Origin of the sequence: Janthinobacterium sp. GW458P, assembly GCF_002127585.1 — a bacterium.
Classification (GTDB): Bacteria; Pseudomonadota; Gammaproteobacteria; order Burkholderiales; family Burkholderiaceae_D; genus Janthinobacterium.
In genome coordinates, this window is sequence record NZ_NEGZ01000018.1 from 38,720 (window position 1) to 58,807 (window position 20,088).

Genomic DNA, 20,088 nt, shown 5'->3' on the forward strand with positions numbered 1-20,088 from the left:
AGCTAGCCCTTCTGGTCCTTGAGCTGTTCGCGGCGCTTTTCCTGCAGTTCCCGTTCGCGCGCATCGATGACGGCCTGGTCGTAAAAGGTCGCGTCCGTGGATTTGCGGGCGATCGTCAGCTGGTCCAGCGCGGCCATGGTGGCGCCCTGCAGCACATACGATTCAGCCAGCGCGATATGCTGCAAGGTCATCTTGCCCAGGTCCGCATAGGCTTTCGCCAGTAAATCATACAGTTCCGGCTCTTCCTTGTAGAGCTGCACCTGGTCGCGCAGGTACAGCGTGGCCTGGTCGAGCTTCTTGTCCGCGATCAATGCTTCTGCATACTGGCGGGCAATACCGCGCGACAGGGGAAACTGCTGGCGTGCCGCATCGGCCGCCTTCAAGGCTTGCTGCGCCACCGCCGGCTTCTGCTCCGGCATCAGCAGCACTTCCAGCGCCATCGCCGCCAGCAGCGAATTGGGGGCCTGCGTGCCGCCCGAGGTAAACACATTCGGCCCGGCCGGCTGGTGCAGGGCCGCGTTGGCCGCATCGAGCTCCTTTTGCGCATCAAACGGCTTGCCCTGCTTGACGGCGACAAAGGACAAGCCGTAATGGGCGGCCGTCACCTGGAAGCGGCTTTGCTGTTCCAGCTGCGTCTTGAACACGGCTTTCGCATTCAACAGGCCCTGCACGCTTTCATCCTGCAGCACGCGGGCCCGCGCCCTTGCCAGGTGGAAATTCAAGCTGTCCGGGCGCTGCTTGTACGGCTGCTCGCGGATGCGCGCCTGGATGTCGGCGATGCGCTCCGTCGTCAGCGGGTGGGTCTGCAGGTAGGCGGGCATCAGGTCGCTGTACGAACGGCTGGCCGCCTGCATGCGGCCGAAGAAGGCCACCATGCCGGTGGTGTCGAAGCCGGCTTCGCCCATGATCTGGAAGCCGATGCGGTCGGCTTCGCGCTCGGCGTCGCGGCCGAAATTGAGCTGGCGCTGGATGGCCAGGCCCTGACCGGCGGCAAACACGCCCATGGCCACGTCGCCGCCGGCGCGCGAGGCCAGCGCCGCGAGCAGCATGGCCGCCAGCGGCATGAGGGCGTCCTGGCGCTGCTGGCCCAGCATGCGGGCGATATGGCGCTGCGCCACATGGCCGATCTCGTGCGACAGCACGGACGCCAGTTCCGCCTCCGTTTGCGCCGCCAGCACCAGCGCCGAGTGCACGCCGATGAAGCCGCCGGGCAAGGCAAATGCGTTCAACTGGGGATCGCGCACGGCAAAGAAGAAATAATCGTAATTCGTTTCGCCGCGCACGCTGGGGCGCGCCGCCACGAGGGCGTTGCCGAAGGTATTCAGGTATTCGAGCAGGGGCGCGTCGTCGAGATAGTCGCGGTCGCCGCGGATGCCGCGCATGATTTCCTCGCCGATCTTGCGCTCCATCGCCGGCGACAGGTCTTCGCGCGAGGTATCGCCCAGGTTCGGCAGGTTCGGCGCCGGCGGCACGGCCGGCGGCGTCCAGCTGCCGGCCGGTTTGGCGGCAGCGCCGGCAGCCGGCGCGGATGTATAGGTTTGCGCCAGCGCACATGGCGCAGCGAAGCACAGCGCGGCCAGCACGGACGCGCGCCATGGCTGGCGCGGCAATGCCGCAGCGGCGTTTTCAAGTACGGTCTGGAGGGTAGTTTTTGAATTCACGGGTGCTATCATACCTTGTTCGCGGCGCCGTTTCCGCGCGACAGGCATGCGATATGCTTGTGGCACGGCTGGACATTCCGGCATGCCGCGCCCCATTTCCCGACCCTATTTTGACGCCATGACAACAGCAGACACGCAAGCCCCCGCCGGGGAACTGACCCATTTCGACGCCACGGGCCAGGCCCATATGGTCGACGTGGGCAGCAAGGAAGACACGCGCCGCAGCGCCGTGGCCGCCGGCACCATCCGCATGCAGCCGGCCACCCTGGCCTTGATCATTTCCGGCAATGCGAAAAAGGGCGACGTGCTGGGCATCGCCCGCATCGCCGCCATCATGGGCGCCAAGCGCACCAGCGACCTGATCCCCCTGTGCCACCCGCTGGCCCTCACGCGCGTCACCGTCGATTTCGAAGTCGATGCAGCGGCCAACAGCGTGCACTGCCGCGCCCAGGTCGACACGACGGGCAAGACGGGCGTGGAAATGGAAGCGCTCACTTCCGTGCAAATCGGCTTGCTGACGATCTACGACATGTGCAAGGCCGTCGACCGGGGCATGGTCATGACCAACGTGCGCGTGCTGGAAAAGCATGGCGGCAAGTCCGGCGATTGGCACGCCGAAGTGTAAGGCGACTGCGCCGCCGCCTCAGGCGGGCACCGGCCGCGTCGCCTTGACGCGGCGCAAGTCGCCCAACAGCCACGCGGCGCACGCCAGGCACAGCACGAGAATGGCGATCGACAGGGGCAGGTGGAACTGCTCCAGTCCCGCCAGCGCGAAGCCGGCGTGGATGAGGAAAGTGCCTGCGCCCAGCGCGGCGCACACCGCCGCATAGCGGAACGCCTGCCGGGTGCCCAGCAGCACATGCCGGTAGCCCACCAGTACCACGGCAATCGCCGCCAGATTGAATACCAGGAAACCCTGTATGCCGCCCGGCACATGRAACATTYCCCATTCCCGCCAGTAGGCTGCGTCGACCTGGTGCAGGATCAATGCCAACATCGTCCAGAAGTAGCTGCGCGACATAAGATTTACATTCGTTAATATTGACGCAATTGTAAAGCGTGAAAGGCCCGACACCAGCATCGCAGGATTTTTTTTCCTGCCCATCCGAATTTTATTGATGTAAATGCTTTTTCATCAAGAATTCATGCATACTGCTATCCGACAACATTGAGATGAGCATCGCATGACAAGCAACAAGCCCGCCGCCGAAAGCAAGCTCCAGGACTTCGAGTTCGAGGCGATGAATCTGCAGGTGGGCGGACGCATCCAGTTCATCACGCACCGCACGATCAAACCCATCCAGCACTTCTCGACCCTGATCGGCTATGTGAAGGATGAGTACCTGATCGTCAAGATTCCCATGGAAAATGGCGCTTCCATCGTGCTCAACGAGGGCGACAAGCTGACCATCCGCGTGTTTTCCGGCGTCACCGTCTGCGCGTTCGCCTGCAGCGTGCTGCGCATCTTTGGCCGCCCGCTCAATTATGTCCACCTGAGCTTTCCCGACGCCATCCAGGGCACCAGCCTGCGCACGGCCATGCGCGTCAAGGTGGACATTCCGGCGCAGCTGAGCTACCGCGACGTGGCGGCCGTGCCCGTGTTTATCGTCAACCTCAGCGTTTCCGGAGCGCTGATCGAGGCGCCCGCCATGCTCACGCCCGACGACGACGGCGTGGCGCTCAGCTTTACCCTGCTGGTGCAGCCGAACAAGCACCAGATGCGCGTCAACACGCGCGCGCGCATCCAGAACGTCAGCGTGGGCAAGCCGTCCAATGGCAATGCCGCCGAGGCAAGCGAAATCTATACATATGGCGTGCAATTCATCGACCTGGAACCAACGCACTACACCTTGCTGCAAAACCTCACCTATGAAGCGCTGATCGCGGACCGGCAAAAGATCGTCTGACGCGGCGGCGGCCTCTCACAGGGGCGTGCTCGCCTGGGGAATATTGTTCCTGGTGATGGCCTCCTTGGCCACCGGGTTCGTCACGGTGGTGCTGTTGAACCAGGTCAGGCTGCTCGTGCCCGGCTTCATGGTCATGGTCACGCTTTGTCCACCGATGCCCTTGCCCAGGTCGGCTGCCAGGGTCAGCACGATATCGCCCTTGTCCACCTTGGCGCTGGCCACTTCGCGCGTGGGGCTGAACGCGGGTATGGCGCTTGGCACGCTTTCGGTGGGCGTGCTGCAGGCGGCCGCCTCGCCGCCGTTTTCCTGCACGCACAGGGCCACGGCCGTCTTCAGGGGCGCGGCGGCGGCCAGCACGTTGCTGACCTTGGCCCGCATCGTGTAGTCGCCATACTGGGGAATCGCCACGGCCGCCAGGATGCCGGCGATGGCCACCACGATCATCAGTTCTATCAGGGTAAATCCGCTCTGTGCGCGCATCGTCTCCTCCCATGGTGCAATTGCTCACGCCAGGAACGGTGCAAGCGCCATGCCAGCAGCGCGCCCGGGCAGCGGCGGTGCAAGTGGAAAGAAAAGCGACACTTTATGGCCGGTTCAGACCAGGCCCGTCGGGCCAGGCATGGAATCCGTCGCGCGCACAAAAAAAGGAGCCGAAGCTCCTTTTTTGTGCTGCATCAAGACCTGGCTGAAATTACAGCATGGCTTTCAGCAGACGCGCCATTTCCGACGGATTCTTGGTCACGGTGATGCCGCAAGCTTCCATGATTTCCAGCTTGGCTTGTGCCGTGTCGGCGCCGCCCGAGATCAGCGCGCCGGCGTGGCCCATGCGCTTGCCTGGAGGAGCCGTCACGCCGGCGATGAAGCCGACGACCGGTTTTTTCATGTTGTCTTTGATCCAATAAGCCGCGTTGGCTTCGTCAGGACCGCCGATTTCGCCGATCATGATGACCGCGTCGGTATCCGGATCGTCATTGAACATCTTCATGATGTCGATGTGCTTCAGACCGTTGATCGGGTCGCCGCCGATGCCGACTGCCGACGATTGGCCCAGGCCCAGTGCGGTCAGCTGACCCACTGCTTCATAGGTCAGGGTGCCCGAACGGGAAACAACGCCGATACGGCCCTTCTTGTGGATGTGACCTGGCATGATGCCGATCTTGATTTCGTCTGGCGTGATCAGGCCTGGGCAGTTAGGGCCCAGCAGCAGGGTTTTGCTGTTGGCTTTGGCCATGCGGTCTTTCAGGGCCATCATGTCGCGGACAGGAATGCCTTCGGTGATGCAAATGGCCAGATCCATTTCAGCTTCGACCGCTTCCCAGATCGCTGCGGCCGCGCCTGCTGGCGGCACGTAGATCACGGACACGTTGGCGCCGGTTTCTTTTTTCGCTTCGGTAACGTTAGCGAAAATAGGAATGCCTTCGAAGTCTTCGCCGGCTTTCTTCGGGTTCACGCCTGCCACGAAGGCAGCTTTGCCGTTCGCGTAGTCGCGGCAACCGCGGGTGTGGAACTGGCCGGTCTTGCCGGTGATCCCTTGGGTAACAACTTTGGTATCTTTATTGATCAGAATGGACATGTTGATTCCTTAATTAAGCTTGACCGGCAGCAGCGGCAACGACGCTCTTGGCTGCATCTTCCATGGTGTCGGCTGCGATGATAGGCAGACCGGAATCGGCCAGCATCTTTTTGCCCAGGTCTTCGTTGGTGCCCTTCATGCGCACGACCAGCGGTACGTTCAGCGAGACGGCCTTGACCGCGGCGATGACGCCTTCGGCGATCACGTCGCAACGCATGATGCCGCCGAAAATGTTCACCAGGATGGCTTTCAGGCCTGGGTTTTTCAGCATGATCTTGAACGCTTCGGTCACTTTTTCTGCCGTGGCGCCGCCGCCGACGTCCAGGAAGTTGGCTGGCTCGCCGCCGAACAGTTTAATCGTGTCCATGGTGGCCATGGCCAGGCCGGCGCCGTTCACCAGGCAGCCGATGTTGCCGTCGAGCGAGATGTAGGCCAGGTCGAATTTCGACGCTTCGATTTCAGCTGGATCTTCTTCGTCCAGATCGCGCAGGGCGACGATTTCCGGATGACGGAACAGGGCGTTCGGGTCGAAGTTGAACTTGGCGTCCAGGGCGATGACTTTGCCGCTGCCGGTGACGATCAGCGGGTTGATCTCGGCCAGCGAGCAGTCGGTTTCCCAGTAGGCTTTGTACAGGCCTTGCAGGTTGGCGCGGGCGTCGGCGATGGAGCCGGCAGGCACGCCGATTTTGGCGGCGATGTCGTCTGCCTGGGCATCGGTCAGGCCAACGCCCGGATCGATGGTGACGTGGTGGATCTTCTCTGGGTGGCTCTCGGCCACTTCTTCGATGTCCATGCCGCCTTCGGACGACGCCATCAGGACGATTTTCTGGGTAACGCGGTCGGTGACCAGCGAAACGTACAGTTCCTGTTTGATGTCGGCGCCTTCTTCCACCAGCAGGCGGTTGACTTTCTGGCCTTCGGCGCTGGTCTGGTGCGTGATCAGCTGCATGCCCATGATCTGGTCAGCGTATTCCTTGACCTGTTCCATCGATTTTGCCACTTTCACGCCGCCGCCCTTGCCGCGGCCACCTGCGTGGATCTGCGCCTTGACGACCCACACCGGGCCGCCCAGGGTTTCCGCAGCCTTGACGGCTTCGTCGACGGACATGCACGGAATACCGCGTGGTACCGTCACTCCGTGCTGCCGGAGGATTTCTTTGGCTTGATACTCATGGATTTTCATGCTGGCTTCCCTTCTGATACTGATTTGTAAAAATACGGTTAGTGGTGCAAAAAAACAGGAAAAACAGCGCCGGGGTCACGCTTTGGCTACCCAGCGCGGGTAATACTGTGCAACCGCCCCGCCATCGGTGCGCAGGGCGTGACACTTGTCGAGTTGAAACGGCTTTTCATGCGACAAATCAGCATTCTCGCCGTCACGGGTCGACCAGACATCGCCGGCAAATGCCTGAACCGTCGCAGTCGGCAAGACTTGCGCCAGTTCGGTCAAATGGGTACAGCCGGCGATTCCCGCCAGGCGCTGTTTCAAGTCGCGGCGGAAATTCTTCAATAAATTCAAACCGATCAGCGCCCTGTAGGCGGGGCCGATGGTATCGCAAAAACCGGGATAGGGCACGGCATCGGAGGCAGCTTCGGCCTCGACAATGGTCAGCTCGCGATCGACGGTAATGCGCAGGTGGAGGTCATGCAGAGGGGCGCCGGCGGGACGCGGGCCGGAGGCCAGGGTCGCGTCATAGCTTTTGATATCGGTGATACGGGCGTCAATATCCCACAGGCCGTCGTCGCGCATATACGCTTGGACGTCGATAACGCGGGAGTGCCGTAGGGCGCGCCGGGATACGGGAGTTGACAGGGGCATAAGACCGATGCCGCTTGCGCGGCCATAATTTAGTAAGCAGCCATGTGCATAAAGCACGCCGTTCGCAGCTTCTACGAACGGCAACCGCACCTGCGGCGCCGCAAAAACCCTAAAAGTGTAGCACACAGGGCGCTAGTTGCGCCGCAACATAATTTTTATTGATCTGCTCGCCCGCATCGGATTATTGATGCAAGTTAAAAGATCAATGACCATCATTCACGATGCAAATAACACCGGGTGCCCGCGCAGGCCAGGTGGCGCGCTGCGTCAGTCCGTCACGCCCAGCGCCCGCAAAACAGGCATGGTGCGCGCGGCAAAATGGCGGGCATGCTGCAACAGTTCCGCCAGATTCTCTTCTTCCGTCAACAAGGGCTGCCCGTCCCGCGTCAGCAGCTGGTTCAGGCGGATCAGCACGGGCCACGTCTCGCGCACCCATTCTTGCGGCACTTGCCATCCTTGCATTTTCGCCCACAAGAACAGCTGTTGTAAATGAGATACAAACACGCCGCTCCCCGTCATGGGACTGGCAAGGCTGCTCAAGTCGGTTCTTGCCAGCGCCTGCTCCAGCAAATGCGCGTTCAGACGTGCCGTCTGCGGCCGCGCCACGGCAATGTCGGCCGCGTCCTGCACGGCAAGCACGCTGCCCTTGCTGATCAAAATCAACATGATCTGCAGCAAGGCAGCCAGATTGGCGTCGGTGCCAGCCAGTTGCTGCTCCAGCTCGCCGATCGTGCACACGCGATGGTCAGCCATGGCATCGAGCACGGGCGCATACACGCGCGCGTCCATATCGGCGTCGCCCAGCACGCCATGCACGCTCAGCACCACCTCGTCGCGCGGCACGGCCAGCATCACGCGCACGGCCCGCAAGGCCGTGGCCTGGGCGAACGGCGTCAGCGTGCGCGCGCCCTTGACCCAGTAATCCTTGCGAAATTGCTGGTTGACCAGGAAAGCCCGCGTCGTTTCGCGGAGGATGGGATCGGGAATATCGGCCAGGAATTGCTGGTGCCCGGCCGTCATGTTGAGCATGTCGACAAGATCGGTATAGGTGGCGGAAGCGGCGAACTCCAGCTTGGCTTCGCTCAACATGGCTGCCACCCTGGAAAAGGCCATCGGCTGCCAGTCCGCATTGAAATACTCGTGTGCAAGATAATTGCGGTCCATCGCCTTCAGCTTCTCGAAGCGGTCCGCCAGCAGGGGATTGGCCTTCAGGTAACGCGGTTGCGTGGCGATCATCCTGTCGACGAAATCGAGTGCGCCATCGATGCGCGCCAGCACGCCCTGGCCTGGGGCTCCCATGACGCGGCTATGCTCGGCCAGCAAATCGCGCATCGGCATCATCGCGGCCCAGCCAGGCTGGGTGTTATAGCTGATGAAGGCGACACCGCCCACTTTCAGCTTGCGCTGCAGGAAGTCCACGATCAGTGCACGGTTTTCCGCCGACACCCAGCTCCAGATACCATGCAGGCAGATAAAGTCGAAATCCGGCAAGTCCTCGCGGCGGCAAAACTGCGCGAACGACTCGTCCGTGAAATGCGCGCCGGCGCCGGCGGCGCTGGCCAGCTCCTGGGCAAATGCGGCCTGTGCCGGATTAAAGTCATTGCCATACCAGCGCGTGGCCGATGCCGCGGCATGGATGTTGGCGCTGACGCCCTGGCCAAAGCCCAGCTCGCAGGCCGTGCCACTGCCCGGCAGGGCCAGACCGGCGGCCAGCAGCGGCAGGCGCAGGCGCAAGGGATTCAATTCTTCATAATAGCCATAGGTATAGGCGATTTCAGCCATATAGCCGTTATTCCAGTTGCTCATTTCGCGTCCTGTCACGATCAGTGGCGGTGCACCCATTGCGCATCGTTCAGCCGCAAGAATAACCGATCGCCACCGGGGCGCAAACCGGGAGCAGGCGATGTTTGCCAGCGCGGTTCGCGAAGACAAGGCGGCGACGGCGGCAGCTCGGCGGCCCGCCGGCAATCCAAGGCCGCCCGGCCCGCGCGCCTTGCCGGCCAGGCCGGAACGACATGCCCGGAATATCTTATTCTTCCTCGGGATCCAGCCCCTTCAGGGCCACCTGCACGGCGCGCTGGGAAAAGCCGCGCTGCATCAGGAAGCGCATCTGCTTGTTGCGCTGCTCCGCATCCTGCGCCACCTGGCCAAACTTGCGGCGCCATACCTCGCAGGCGCGCGCAACTTCCCCTTCAGCCAGGCCCGCCTTGAGTTCCTGCAGCGCTTCGCCGCCTATGCCGTGGCTTTGCAGTTCCGCCATGATGCGGCTGTTGCCGAAGCGGGCTGCGCGGCGGTGGATCAGCGACTCGGAAAAGCGCTCCTGCGACAGCCAGTTGGCCTTTTCCAGGCTGTCGAGCAAGGCTTCCACATCGTCGCCCTCCTGCGCATGCCGCTGCAGCTTGCGCCGCAATTCCATGCGGCTGTGTTCGCGCATCGACAAAAAGCGTAGCGCCCTGCCTTTCAGGCTTAGTTGTACTGCGGCCATACACCCACCTTGTCTTTCATTCCACGATCACATCACCCAAACACAATCGCCGCCCGGCGCAACAGCGCGGGACGGCGATCATGGTCACACCTTGCCCAGCCGCCATCCGCAAGCGCGAATGGTGGCTGACGGCAGCTTACTCGGCGGCCTTGGCTTCCGCCTTGGCAGCCTTGTCGGCGGCTTTATCCGCTTTTTCCGGCTTGTCAGCGGCCAGCGGCGGCAGTTCGCGCACGCCCAGCGAAGCGCGGACCTTGTTTTCGATCTCGCGGGCCAGCGCCGGACGCTCTTGCAGGAAGGCGCGGGCGTTGTCCTTGCCCTGGCCGATGCGTTCGCCGTTGTAGCTGTACCACGAACCGGATTTTTCCACGATCTTGGCGTCCGAGCCCAGGTCCAGGATTTCGCCTTCGCGCGAGGTGCCGGCGCCGTACAGGATGTCGAAGTGCGCTTCCTTGAACGGCGGCGCGATCTTGTTCTTGACGACCTTGACCTTGGTTTCGTTGCCGATCACTTCATCGCCGGACTTGATCGAGCCGGTGCGGCGGATGTCCAGGCGCACGGAAGCGTAGAATTTCAGGGCATTGCCGCCCGTGGTCGTTTCAGGGCTGCCGAACATCACGCCGATCTTCATGCGGATCTGGTTGATGAAGATGACCAGGGTATTCGTGCGGTTGATGGAACCGGTCAGCTTGCGCAGCGCCTGCGACATCAGACGGGCTTGCAGGCCCGGCAGGGAGTCGCCCATGTCGCCTTCGATCTCGGCGCGTGGCGTCAGCGCGGCCACGGAGTCGATGACGACGAGGTCGACGCTGCCCGAACGCACGAGGGCGTCGCAGATTTCCAGTGCCTGCTCGCCCGTGTCCGGTTGCGAGATCAGCAATTCATGCAGGTTCACGCCCAGCTTTTGCGCGTAACCGACGTCGAGCGCGTGCTCGGCATCGATAAAGGCGCAGGTGCCGCCCAGTTTTTGCATTTCAGCAATGGTTTGCAGGGTCAGCGTGGTTTTACCCGACGATTCCGGACCGTAGATCTCCACCACGCGGCCGCGCGGCAAGCCGCCCACGCCCAGCGCGATATCGAGGCCGAGCGAACCGGTCGACACGACTTGCACTTCTTCGATCGGTGCGCTGGCATCCATGCGCATGACCGAACCTTTGCCAAACTGCTTCTCGATCTGCGCCAGTGCGGCGGCGAGCGCCTTGGCTTTTTCCGATGCGGGTACTACAGCTTTTTTATCGTCCATATGTTCTTTCAGCCGTTCTACAGTTGCGGATTGACTGGAATCCTGCAGCCTGCGATGGCGCCAGTGGGTTAAATTCTTTACACAGACAGTACTGTATAAAAAAACAGTGATCAATGCAAGCGGAACGTGGATTTGTTTTGAAACAGATCAATACAAGCCTGGTTTTTCACAAAAACTCGCCACCTTGCGGAAAATGAAACACAATACAAGCTTCTATGCCGCAAGCCGAGGAAGTCTCACCATGCGTATTTTACTTGCCGAAGATGACAGCGTACTGGCCGATGGCCTGACCCGTTCGCTGCGCCAGTCGGGCTATGCCATCGACTGCGTCAAAAACGGGCAGGAAGCCGATACGGCCCTGTCCACCCAGGAATTCGACTTGCTGATCCTCGACCTGGGCTTGCCGAAAATGTCCGGGCTGGAAGTGCTGCGCCGCCTGCGCGCGCGCGCCTCGCTGCTGCCCGTACTGATCCTGACGGCCGCCGATTCCATCGAGCAACGCGTGAATGGCCTCGACCTCGGCGCCGATGATTATATGGCCAAGCCGTTCGCCCTGTCGGAACTGGAGGCAAGAGTGCGCGCCCTGACGCGCCGCGGCGCCGGTGGCGGCGCCACCATCATCAAGCACGGGCCGCTCAGCTATGACCAGGTGGGCCGCAGCGCCTACATCAACGACCAGATGCTCGACCTGTCGGCGCGCGAACTGGGCTTGCTGGAAATCCTGCTCGGTCGCACGGGCCGCCTCGTATCCAAGGAGCAACTGGTCGACCATCTGTGCGAATGGGGCGAGGAAGTGTCGAACAACGCCATCGAAGTGTATGTCCACCGCCTGCGCAAGAAAATCGAAGTGGGCGGCGTGCGCATCGCCACCGTGCGGGGCCTCGGTTACTGCCTGGAAAAATTCTCGGAGGCGCGCCTGCACGCCGAAGCGGCTGAGGCTGGCAACGCGGGCAATCCCGCCAACACGCCCGCCAGCGAGTGAAGGCGCGCGAGGCGCCCGCGGACGAGGCGGCGGAAGACGACTGGTTCGAGCCGCCCACCACGGAGCAGGATGACACCATCGAGCATTCGCTGTTCGGCGAAATCCTCGACTGGATGCTGGCGCCCCTGCTGCTGCTGTGGCCGATGAGCATCGCCATCACCTATCTGGTGGCCAAGAGCATCGCCAACCAGCCCTTCGACCATGCGCTGGAAGACAGCGTCACCGTGCTGACGCAGCAGGTAAAACAGGCCGACGGCCAAGTGCTGCGCCGCCTGCCGGAAAACACTGGCGGCAAGCAGGGCCGCGATTTCCTGCGCGGCGACGACGTCGACACCCTGTATTACCTGGTGGTGGGGGGGCGTGGCGAATACCTCGACGGCGACCGCGACCTGCCGCCGCCGCAGGACCCCGACAAATACCGCAGCGGCACGGTGCTGTTCCGCAACGACACCATCCACGGCACGCCCGTGCGCGTGGCGTTCACCTATCTCGACATGCCGTCCAGCACCGACGACGAGCCGCGCCGCGCGCTGGTGCAGGTGGCCGAGACGCTGGAAAAGCGCGCGCAACTGGCCAATGAAATCATCAAGGGCGTGATTTTGCCGCAGTTCATCATCCTGCCCGTGATCCTGGCCCTGGTCTGGTTTGCCCTGGCGCGCGGCCTGTCGCCGCTGGCGCAATTGCAGGAACGCATACGCGCGCGGCCGCCCGACGACCTCTCCCCCATCGAGTCGGGCCAGGTGCCCGAGGAAATCACGCCGCTGGTCGGTTCGCTCAACGAAATGCTGGCGCGGCTGTCGTTGTCGATCGACATGCAGAAGCGCTTCATCGCCGATGCGGCGCACCAGATGAAAACGCCGCTGGCCGGCATGCGCATGCAGTCCGAGCTGGCCTTGCGCCAGACCGACCACGACGAAATCCACCGTTCGCTGCTGCAGCTGGCCAAGAGTTCCGAAGCGGCCACGCGGCTGGTGAACCAACTGCTGGCCCTGGCGCGCGCGGAAAACCAGCCGCAGGCGGGCACGGCATTCGAACCGATCGAACTGAGCGAGCTGGCGCGCGGCGTGGTGCAGGACTGGGTGCAAGCGTCGTTTGCGCAACATATCGACCTGGGCTTCGAGCAGCCCGCGTATTCGATCATGATTTCCGGCAACGCCATCATGCTGCGCGAACTGCTGAGCAACCTGATCGACAACGCCCTGCGCTACACGCCGGCCGGTGGCAGCGTGACCGTGCGCGTGCGCAGCACCCTGGAGCTGGCCATCCTGGAAGTCGAGGACACGGGCCCCGGCATTGCGCCGGCCGAGCGGGCCCACGTATTCGAGCGCTTTTACCGCATTCTGGGCAGCAATGTCGACGGCAGCGGACTGGGCCTGGCCATCGTGCGCGAAATTGCCCAGCAGCACGGCGCTGAAGTCGACATTTTTCACAATCCGCGCGCGCACTCGCCGAAGCTGCCGGGCACCTTGCTGCGCCTGAGCGTCGCCCTGCTGCTGCCGGACCCGCCCGAAGAGGATGACATCACGTATGGATAAGCCCAGCCCTCCTGCCGCGCCTTCGCGGCCGTCGCAAGCGCCCAGCCCCGAACTGCAGCAGCGCCGCGATGCACACTGGAAAAAAACGCGGCGCCTGACGGCCATCCTCCTGACCATCTGGCTGCTGACGGGCTTTCTGACCGTGTTTTACGCGCGCGAGCTGCTGCACCTGAACCTGTTCGGCTGGCCCCTGCCCTTCTACATGGCGGCCCAGGGCGCCTCGCTGGTGTACCTGGCCATCATCGCCGTGTATGCGTGGCGCATGCGGCGCCTGGACCGGGCTTTTCATGCCGAGGAGCAAGCATGAGCGGCCAGCGCACGTTCTTTGCGCGCCTGTGCCGCTACTACCTGCTGTTTGCCGGCGGTTTCGCCGCCTTCCTGCTGGCCCTGACGGTGCTGGAACAGGAAGGCATGCCGCGCGCCTGGATCGGCTACCTGTTCATGTTCGCCACCATCAGCCTGTACGCCACCATCGGCGTCATCAGCCGCACCTCGAACGTCACCGAATACTACGTGGCGGGGCGGCGCGTGCCGGCCATGTTCAACGGCATGGCCACGGCCGCCGACTGGATCTCGGCGGCCAGCTTCATCAGCCTGGCGGGCGGCCTGTACCTGAACGGCTTCGACGGCCTGGCCTTCATCATGGGCTGGACGGGCGGCTATTGCCTGGTGGCGCTATTGATCGCGCCCTACCTGCGCCGCTTCGGCCAGTACACGATTCCCGATTTCCTCGCCGCCCGCTACGGCAGCGGCGCGGACGGCCGCGGCGCCAGCGTGCGCGTGGTGGCCGTGGCCGCCACCATCATCGTCTCGTTCACCTACGTGGTGGCGCAAATCTACGCCGTCGGCCTGATCGCCTCGCGCTTCACGGGCGTGGATTTTTCCGTCGGCATCTTCCTGGGCCTGGCCAGCATCCTCGTGTGCTCCTTTCTTGGCGGCATGCGCGCCATCACGTGGACGCAGGTGGCGCAATACATCATCATCCTCGTCGCCTTCCTGATTCCCGCCATGTGGCTGTCCGTCAAGCATGCGGACAATCCCGTGCCGCAAATCGCCTATGGCAAGGTGCTGCCGCAGCTGAGCGCACGCGAACACGTGCTGGAAGCGGACCCGAAAGAAAACGAAGTGCGCACTATCTTCCGCCAGCGCGCGCAAAGCTATCAGGCGCGCATCGACGCCTTGCCCGCGTCCTGGGAGCAAGGCCACCTGGCCGCCCAGCGCCAGCTCGATGGCTTGCGCCAGCGCAATGCCTCGCTGTTCGACATCCGCAATGCGGAACGCACCCTGATCGCCTATCCGAAAAGTCCCGATGAAGCGCACATGCTGTGGCAAGCCGCGCAGGCGCACAACCAGAAGCGCGCCGAACCGATCACGCCGCATGCACTGCCCTTCCCCGCGGCCGACCGCGCGCAATCCGACATCAAGCGCAACAACTTCCTCGCCCTCGTGTTTTGCATGATGCTGGGCACGGCCGCCCTGCCCCACATCCTGATGCGATCGTACACCACGCCCTCGGTGCATGACACGCGCGTCTCCGTGTTCTGGACCCTGTTTTTCATCCTGTTGATCTACCTCACCATTCCCGCACTGGCCGTACTGGTCAAGTACGATATTTATTCTGCGCTGGTGGGCACGCAATACGCGAACCTGCCCACGTGGGTGTCGTACTGGGCCAATGTGGACAAGCTCAGCCCCCTGATCAGCATCGTCGACGTGAACCGCGACGGCATCGTGCAACTGGCGGAAATTTCCATCGACGCCGACGTGCTGGTGCTGGCCACGCCCGAGATCGCCGGCCTGCCCTACGTGATTTCCGGCCTGGTGGCGGCCGGCGGCCTGGCCGCCGCCCTGTCGACGGCGGACGGCTTGCTGCTGGCCATCTCCAACGCCCTGTCGCACGACATTTATTACAAGGTGGTCGATCCCACGGCCTCGACGCAGAAGCGCGTGACGATTTCAAAATTGCTGCTGCTGGCCGTGGCCTTCATCGCCGCATATGCCGCCTCGCAAAAGCCGGCCGACATCCTCTCGCTCGTGGGCGTGGCCTTTTCGCTGGCCGCCTCGACCCTCTTCCCGCCCCTGGTGCTGGGCGTATTCTGGAAACGCGCCAATTACCAGGGCGCGCTGGCCGGCATGTTCACGGGCTTTGGCGTCTGCCTGTACTACATGCTGCACACGAGCACCATGCTGGGAGGCAATGCGAGCGGACAATGGTTTCATATTGCACCGATTTCCGCCGGCATCTTCGGCGTGCCGGCCGGCCTGGCCGCCGCCGTGCTGGCCAGCTGGCTGACGCCGGCGCCGGGACGGCGCAGCACGGGACTGGTCGACCATATCCGCGCGCCGGAGTGAGGGGCGCATAACCTCCGGCAAACGCTCGTTCAGTCTCCCGCGCCACTGCGAGACACGTTGACCGATATTACTTTAATGATAATATGTTGCATTAAGATAATTTCCACAAGGGAAACATGTTTAGCAGACATTGGGCAGTTGTACTACTCGCATCATTGAGCATGTTGACCGCGGCGCCAGCCGCATGGGCGACCGATGCCGCGCCAGCGGCCGCAGCGGGCACACGGATTCCCATCGAAAGTTTTTTCGAGAATAGTTCCTTCAGCGGCGCCATCCTTTCTCCCGACGGCCGCCGCCTGGCCGTGCGCGTGGCGCCTGGCGGGCAACGCGTGCGTCTGGCCGTGCTGGACCTGGCGAGCATGCAGGTCAAGGTGGTGGCGTTTTTCAGCGATGCCGACGTGAATGACTTTCGCTGGGTAAATGATCAGCGCCTGGTCTTCGACCTGGCGGACCGGCAACTGGCGCAGGGCGCGCTGCGCTACGGCCCCGGTTTGTACGCCGTCAACGCAGACGGCAGCAATTACCGGCAACTGGTCACGCGCACCGATGTACGGCAAAACAAGCGTGCCATCTTGTTGCTGCCATGGAATACGTTCCTGCTTGAAAGTATTGGCGACCAGCAATCGGACGACGTGTTTGTCACCCAACCCGAATTTACGCGCCCTGGCGAAGTCAATGACTTGGCGTTGCTGCGCCTCAATACGAGTACCGGCATCGTCAAAACCATCGCGCAGCCGCCCGGCACGCGCAACTGGCTGTTCGACAAGCAGGGCCAGCTGCGCGTCGCACAGGTACGCAACGGCGCCCAGGAAGAAATCCATTACCGCGACAGCGCCGAAGCGCCGTGGCGCACGCTGGCCCGCTTCGACGCCTACAGCGGTGGCAAGGATGCGTTCACGCCCGCCTTCTTCGCGCCGGATGGCGCGCTGTACGTGCATGCCCGCCATGGCGGCGACAAGCTGGCCCTGTACCGCTACGACCTGGAAAAAAACCGTTTCGATGACGCGCCCCTGGCCGCCTCGCCCGACTTCGACGTGCAGGTGGAAATGCTGGGCGGCAGCGGCCGCCTGCTGGGTCTGCGCTATGAAACCGATGCGCAAACCACGCAGTGGTTCGATGAAAAAATGCAGGCCATGCAAAAGCAGGTGAATGCCTTGTTGCCCACGAGCGTCAACAGCCTGTCCACCGGCTGGCGTTCGGCCACGCCATTCATCCTGGTACGCAGCGTTTCCGACACCATGCCGATCACTTATCGTCTGTTCAACAGCGAGACGGGCAGCTTGAGCGTGCTGGGCAGCGCACGTCCCGCCATCTTGCCGTCGCAAATGGCGAACAAGGACTTGCGTCATTACAAGGCCCGCGATGGCCTCGACATTCCCGCCTGGCTGACCATCCCCAATGGCGGGGCAAAAAAACGTCCCATGGTGGTGCTCGTGCATGGCGGTCCCTGGATGCGCGGCAGCTGGAACTGGAATGCCGAGAGCCAATTCCTGGCCTCGCGCGGCTATGTCGTGCTGGAACCGGAATACCGCGGCAGCACGGGCTATGGCCAGCATCACTTCCAGGCAGGCTGGAAGCAATGGGGGTTGAAAATGCAGGACGACATCGCCGATGGCGCGCGCTGGGCGATTGCCGCAGGCCTCGCCGACCCGCAACGCATCTGCATCGCCGGCGCCAGCTACGGCGGCTATGCCGCATTGATGGGCCTGATCAACGATCCGGACCTGTTCCGCTGCGGCATCGACTGGGCCGGCGTCACCGACATCGAGCTGCTGCGCAATGGCAGCTGGGGCGGCTACTCGGACGTGTCCGAACACTACCGCCGATACGGCATGCCCGTGCTGATCGGCGACCCCGTCAAGGATGCGGCCCAGTTCCGGGCCACCTCGCCGCTGCAGCAGGCGGCGCGCATCACGCAACCCTTGCTGCTGGCCTATGGCAGCGCCGACCAGCGCGTGCCGCTGCCCCATGGCCGCCAGTTCTACGATGCCGTGCGCAAGACCAACGCGCAGGTGGAATGGGTCGAATACGCCACGGAAGGCCACGGCTGGGCCTTGCCGGCCACCCGCTACGATTTCTGGCAACGCGTGGAGACATTCTTGGACCGCAATATCGGGCCAGGCAGCCACCGTCAATAACTTGGCACGCCGGCGCTGTTGATGCATATGGGAAAAGACAACGCCCCGGCCAAAAAGGAGTAGGCTGGAGGGCCGTGCCACTTCCGAGGAAATCTCATGCCGTCTGGAAAAATTCTTGTCGCCCAGGGAGGCGGCCCCACCGCCGTCATCAACCAGTCGCTGGTGGGCGTGGTGCTCGAATCGCGGCGTTTTCAGCACGTCACGCGCGTGTATGGCGCGCTGCACGGCGTGCGCGGCATCATCAATGAAGAGTTTGTTGATCTGACGCAGGAAACCAGCCATAACCTGGAACTGGTGGCCGCCACGCCGTCCTCGGCTCTCGGTTCCACGCGCGACAAGCCGGATATTGCCTATTGCCAGCAAATCTTCGAAGTATTGCGCGCGCACGAAATCGAGCATTTCTTTTACATCGGCGGCAACGACTCGTCCGACACGGTGCGCATCGTCAGCGAGGAAGCGCACAAGGCCGGCTATCCGCTGCGCTGCATCCACATCCCGAAGACCATCGACAACGACCTGGTGGGCAGCGACCACACGCCCGGCTTTCCCTCGGCCGCGCGTTTCGTCGCGCAGGCCTTCGCCGGCGCCAACCTCGACAACGCGGCCTTGCCCGGCGTCTACGTGGGCGTGGTGATGGGCCGTCACGCGGGCTTTCTGACGGCCGCCTCGGCGCTGGGCAAGAAGTTCCCGGACGACGGCCCGCACCTGATCTACCTGCCCGAGCGCGTCTTTGCGCTCGATCAATTCCTCGCCGACGTGAAGGCCACCTATGCCAAGTACGGACGCTGCGTGATCGCCGTCTCGGAAGGCATCCACGATGCGTCCGGCGAGCCGATCGCCAGCCTGCTGGCCAGGCAGGTGGGCAACGAAGTCGAGCGCGATGCGCACGGCAACGTGCAATTGTCGGGCACGGGCGCGCTGGCCGACCTGCTGTGCGATGAAATCAAAGCCAAGCTCGGCATCAAGCGCGTGCGCGGCGATACCTTCGGCTATCTGCAGCGCTCCTTCATCGGCTGCGTCTCTGATGTCGACCAGCGCGAAGCCCGCGAAGTGGGCGAAAAAGCGGTGCAGTTCGCCATGTGGGGCGAGCGCGACGGTTCCGTCGCCATCAAGCGCACGGGCTTTTATTCCGTCGACTACGAACTGCTGCCCCTGACGGACGTGGCGGGCAGGACGCGCACCATGGAAGACGAGTTCATCAGCGCCAGCGGCACGGACGTCACCGATGCTTTCCGGCTGTATCTGCGCCCGCTGCTGGGCTCGGGCATGCCCGATGCGTTCCGCTTGCGGGCGGCGAAGGTGGCGAAGGTCTTGAAGCCTTAACCACCTGACCAAACCTACTGCGTGTCGCGCGTCGCGGCCTGCGATGCTCACTGCCTCGGCGGCCCCGTGCCCAGCACAGCTGCGCGTCTCGGTCACGACTCACATCCGCTCGCTACGGTTTTGTTAGGTGTTGTGAACCGTTTCTGCCAGCAGCAGCGGCCGTAGTTTCACGGCCGCTTCCTTGAGCTGCGGCACATGTTGCATCAATTGCTCCACGGACTTGCGCGCCACGGGCGCGTGGCAGGCCACGGCCGCCACGATGCGCCCGTCGGCCGCGCAGATGGGCACGGCCACTGCCACCATGCCGTGCACGAATTCCTCGTCATCGATACCGATGCCCAGCCGGGCGATGCGCACGATCTCGCGCTCGAGCAGCACGGGGTCCGTGATGCTTTTCGGCGTGCGCGCCTGCAGGGTCAGCATGGCCAGCAATGCGCGCCGCTCCAGCAAGGTCATGTGCGCCAGGAACAGTTTTCCGCTCGCCGTGCAATGCATGGGCGCGCGCGTGCCCAGCACCAGGTGCAAACGCAGCGCTTCCTGCGTTTCCACCCGGTCCACATACACCACCGCATTGCCCTCGGGAATGGCCAGATTGCACGTCTCGCCCGTGGCCGCCACCAGGCTGCCCAAAATGCTGCGGCTCACGCGGATCAGGGCGTTGTTGCGCAGGGTCGCCAGCGCCAGGTTGGTGGACGCCGCCCCAGGCACATAGCCGCGCCCGACGGGCGTGCGCAGCACGTAGCCATGTTGCTCCAGGGTATCGAGCAGACGCATCATGCTGGCCTTGGGCACCTGCATGCGCGCCGCCAGTTGCGACAGGGTCAAGGGCTGGCTGGCGCTGGCCAGATGCTCGATCAGGCGCAGCACGCGCAAGCCGCGCGCCTCGTCGCCATGGCTGGCCGCCGCATGGGCAGCCACCACGCCGCCCGCCGGGCGGTCTTCGTCGGCCCCAGCCTGCCGTTTTTGAAACGCATCATGCATGTTCTGTTTCACCTCTCGCATATGCGGTGGTTTCCGCTTGTCCCGGTGCTGCACGTCTTTTATAAATGGAACAAAACGTTCCAAAAATAATC

At 63.1% G+C, this 20,088-nt stretch carries 18 protein-coding genes; 8 read left to right on the plus strand and 10 right to left on the minus strand.

What is annotated here, in order from left to right; genetic code table 11:
* Positions 1–2: 2 nt before the first annotated feature.
* Positions 3–1,472 (minus strand): M48 family metalloprotease, encoded by a 1,470-nt coding sequence (locus CBW50_RS12665; RefSeq protein ID WP_253251933.1) that lies wholly within the window; start codon positions 1,470–1,472, stop codon positions 3–5.
* A gap of 307 nt (positions 1,473–1,779) precedes the next feature.
* On the opposite strand from CBW50_RS12665, the gene moaC reads away from it, so the two are divergent.
* On the plus strand, positions 1,780–2,286 hold the full coding sequence (moaC, locus tag CBW50_RS12670) for a cyclic pyranopterin monophosphate synthase MoaC (protein WP_086145922.1): 507 nt from the start codon (positions 1,780–1,782) through the stop codon (positions 2,284–2,286).
* 18 nt (positions 2,287–2,304) lie between these two features.
* On the opposite strand, the gene CBW50_RS12675 is transcribed toward moaC, so the two are convergent.
* Positions 2,305–2,682: a DUF6713 family protein gene (locus CBW50_RS12675; protein WP_086145889.1), complete on the minus strand. Its 378-nt coding sequence runs from the start codon at positions 2,680–2,682 to the stop codon at positions 2,305–2,307.
* A 163-nt stretch (positions 2,683–2,845) separates the two neighbouring features.
* Here CBW50_RS12675 and CBW50_RS12680 point away from each other — a divergent pair, with 163 nt between their 5' ends.
* Complete coding sequence (locus tag CBW50_RS12680; RefSeq protein WP_086145890.1) at positions 2,846–3,568, plus strand: flagellar brake protein; 723 nt, start codon at positions 2,846–2,848, stop codon at positions 3,566–3,568.
* A 15-nt stretch (positions 3,569–3,583) separates the two neighbouring features.
* On the opposite strand, the gene CBW50_RS12685 is transcribed toward CBW50_RS12680, so the two are convergent.
* The 7 genes from CBW50_RS12685 to recA all read right to left on the minus strand — a co-directional run bounded on the left by CBW50_RS12685 (position 3,584) and on the right by recA (position 10,685).
* Positions 3,584–4,048 (minus strand): pilin, encoded by a 465-nt coding sequence (locus tag CBW50_RS12685; protein WP_086145891.1) that lies wholly within the window; start codon positions 4,046–4,048, stop codon positions 3,584–3,586.
* 211 nt (positions 4,049–4,259) lie between these two features.
* Complete coding sequence (gene sucD, locus CBW50_RS12690) at positions 4,260–5,141, minus strand: succinate--CoA ligase subunit alpha (protein ID WP_034746085.1); 882 nt, start codon at positions 5,139–5,141, stop codon at positions 4,260–4,262.
* A 13-nt stretch (positions 5,142–5,154) separates the two neighbouring features.
* Entirely contained in the window at positions 5,155–6,324 is a 1,170-nt protein-coding gene (gene sucC, locus CBW50_RS12695) for an ADP-forming succinate--CoA ligase subunit beta (protein ID WP_086145892.1), read from the minus strand.
* 75 nt (positions 6,325–6,399) lie between these two features.
* Positions 6,400–6,960 carry a DUF2889 domain-containing protein gene (locus CBW50_RS12700; protein WP_086145893.1) on the minus strand — a complete coding sequence of 187 codons (561 nt, stop codon included), beginning with the start codon at positions 6,958–6,960 and terminating at the stop codon, positions 6,400–6,402.
* Between the two features lie 267 nt (positions 6,961–7,227).
* Complete coding sequence (locus CBW50_RS12705) at positions 7,228–8,766, minus strand: class I SAM-dependent methyltransferase (protein ID WP_086145894.1); 1,539 nt, start codon at positions 8,764–8,766, stop codon at positions 7,228–7,230.
* Positions 8,767–8,989: 223 nt separating this feature from the next.
* Positions 8,990–9,445 (minus strand): recombination regulator RecX, encoded by a 456-nt coding sequence (recX, locus tag CBW50_RS12710; RefSeq protein ID WP_086145895.1) that lies wholly within the window; start codon positions 9,443–9,445, stop codon positions 8,990–8,992.
* A 136-nt stretch (positions 9,446–9,581) separates the two neighbouring features.
* Positions 9,582–10,685: a recombinase RecA gene (recA, locus tag CBW50_RS12715; protein WP_086145896.1), complete on the minus strand. Its 1,104-nt coding sequence runs from the start codon at positions 10,683–10,685 to the stop codon at positions 9,582–9,584.
* A gap of 241 nt (positions 10,686–10,926) precedes the next feature.
* On the opposite strand from recA, the gene CBW50_RS12720 reads away from it, so the two are divergent.
* The 6 genes from CBW50_RS12720 (at position 10,927) to CBW50_RS12745 (ending at position 19,015) form a co-directional block, all read left to right on the plus strand.
* A complete protein-coding gene (locus tag CBW50_RS12720) occupies positions 10,927–11,667 on the plus strand; it encodes a response regulator transcription factor (RefSeq protein WP_086145897.1) in 741 nt (246 codons plus the stop codon).
* The gene (locus CBW50_RS12725; RefSeq protein WP_253251932.1) at positions 11,664–13,202 is read left to right on the plus strand and encodes a sensor histidine kinase; all 1,539 of its coding nucleotides are present in this window, start codon (positions 11,664–11,666) and stop codon (positions 13,200–13,202) included. The genes CBW50_RS12720 and CBW50_RS12725 overlap by 4 nt, the downstream gene beginning before the upstream one ends.
* Entirely contained in the window at positions 13,195–13,509 is a 315-nt protein-coding gene (locus CBW50_RS12730; protein ID WP_086145898.1) for a DUF4212 domain-containing protein, read from the plus strand. Before CBW50_RS12725 ends, CBW50_RS12730 begins: the two co-directional genes overlap by 8 nt.
* The gene (locus CBW50_RS12735) at positions 13,506–15,554 is read left to right on the plus strand and encodes a sodium:solute symporter family protein (protein ID WP_086145899.1); all 2,049 of its coding nucleotides are present in this window, start codon (positions 13,506–13,508) and stop codon (positions 15,552–15,554) included. Before CBW50_RS12730 ends, CBW50_RS12735 begins: the two co-directional genes overlap by 4 nt.
* 161 nt (positions 15,555–15,715) lie before the next feature.
* Complete coding sequence (locus CBW50_RS12740; RefSeq protein WP_226935444.1) at positions 15,716–17,692, plus strand: S9 family peptidase; 1,977 nt, start codon at positions 15,716–15,718, stop codon at positions 17,690–17,692.
* Positions 17,693–17,788: 96 nt separating this feature from the next.
* The gene (locus CBW50_RS12745; protein ID WP_086145901.1) at positions 17,789–19,015 is read left to right on the plus strand and encodes a 6-phosphofructokinase; all 1,227 of its coding nucleotides are present in this window, start codon (positions 17,789–17,791) and stop codon (positions 19,013–19,015) included.
* Positions 19,016–19,138: 123 nt separating this feature from the next.
* Here CBW50_RS12745 and CBW50_RS12750 read toward each other — a convergent pair whose 3' ends face one another.
* The gene (locus tag CBW50_RS12750) at positions 19,139–19,996 is read right to left on the minus strand and encodes an IclR family transcriptional regulator (RefSeq protein ID WP_086145924.1); all 858 of its coding nucleotides are present in this window, start codon (positions 19,994–19,996) and stop codon (positions 19,139–19,141) included.
* Between the last annotated feature and the right edge of the window lie 92 nt (positions 19,997–20,088).

Coding starts and splice junctions, on each gene's coding strand:
- CBW50_RS12705 (WP_086145894.1), bottom strand. CDS start 8,766: ATGAGCAACTGGAATAACGGCTATATGGCTGAAATCGCCTATACCTAT.
- CBW50_RS12745 (WP_086145901.1), top strand. CDS start 17,789: ATGCCGTCTGGAAAAATTCTTGTCGCCCAGGGAGGCGGCCCCACCGCC.
- CBW50_RS12735 (WP_086145899.1), top strand. CDS start 13,506: ATGAGCGGCCAGCGCACGTTCTTTGCGCGCCTGTGCCGCTACTACCTG.
- recX (WP_086145895.1), bottom strand. CDS start 9,445: ATGGCCGCAGTACAACTAAGCCTGAAAGGCAGGGCGCTACGCTTTTTG.
- CBW50_RS12680 (WP_086145890.1), top strand. CDS start 2,846: ATGACAAGCAACAAGCCCGCCGCCGAAAGCAAGCTCCAGGACTTCGAG.
- moaC (WP_086145922.1), top strand. CDS start 1,780: ATGACAACAGCAGACACGCAAGCCCCCGCCGGGGAACTGACCCATTTC.
- CBW50_RS12750 (WP_086145924.1), bottom strand. CDS start 19,996: ATGCATGATGCGTTTCAAAAACGGCAGGCTGGGGCCGACGAAGACCGC.
- CBW50_RS12685 (WP_086145891.1), bottom strand. CDS start 4,048: ATGCGCGCACAGAGCGGATTTACCCTGATAGAACTGATGATCGTGGTG.
- recA (WP_086145896.1), bottom strand. CDS start 10,685: ATGGACGATAAAAAAGCTGTAGTACCCGCATCGGAAAAAGCCAAGGCG.
- CBW50_RS12700 (WP_086145893.1), bottom strand. CDS start 6,960: ATGCCCCTGTCAACTCCCGTATCCCGGCGCGCCCTACGGCACTCCCGC.
- CBW50_RS12740 (WP_226935444.1), top strand. CDS start 15,716: ATGTTGACCGCGGCGCCAGCCGCATGGGCGACCGATGCCGCGCCAGCG.
- CBW50_RS12720 (WP_086145897.1), top strand. CDS start 10,927: ATGCGTATTTTACTTGCCGAAGATGACAGCGTACTGGCCGATGGCCTG.
- sucC (WP_086145892.1), bottom strand. CDS start 6,324: ATGAAAATCCATGAGTATCAAGCCAAAGAAATCCTCCGGCAGCACGGA.
- CBW50_RS12730 (WP_086145898.1), top strand. CDS start 13,195: ATGGATAAGCCCAGCCCTCCTGCCGCGCCTTCGCGGCCGTCGCAAGCG.
- sucD (WP_034746085.1), bottom strand. CDS start 5,141: ATGTCCATTCTGATCAATAAAGATACCAAAGTTGTTACCCAAGGGATC.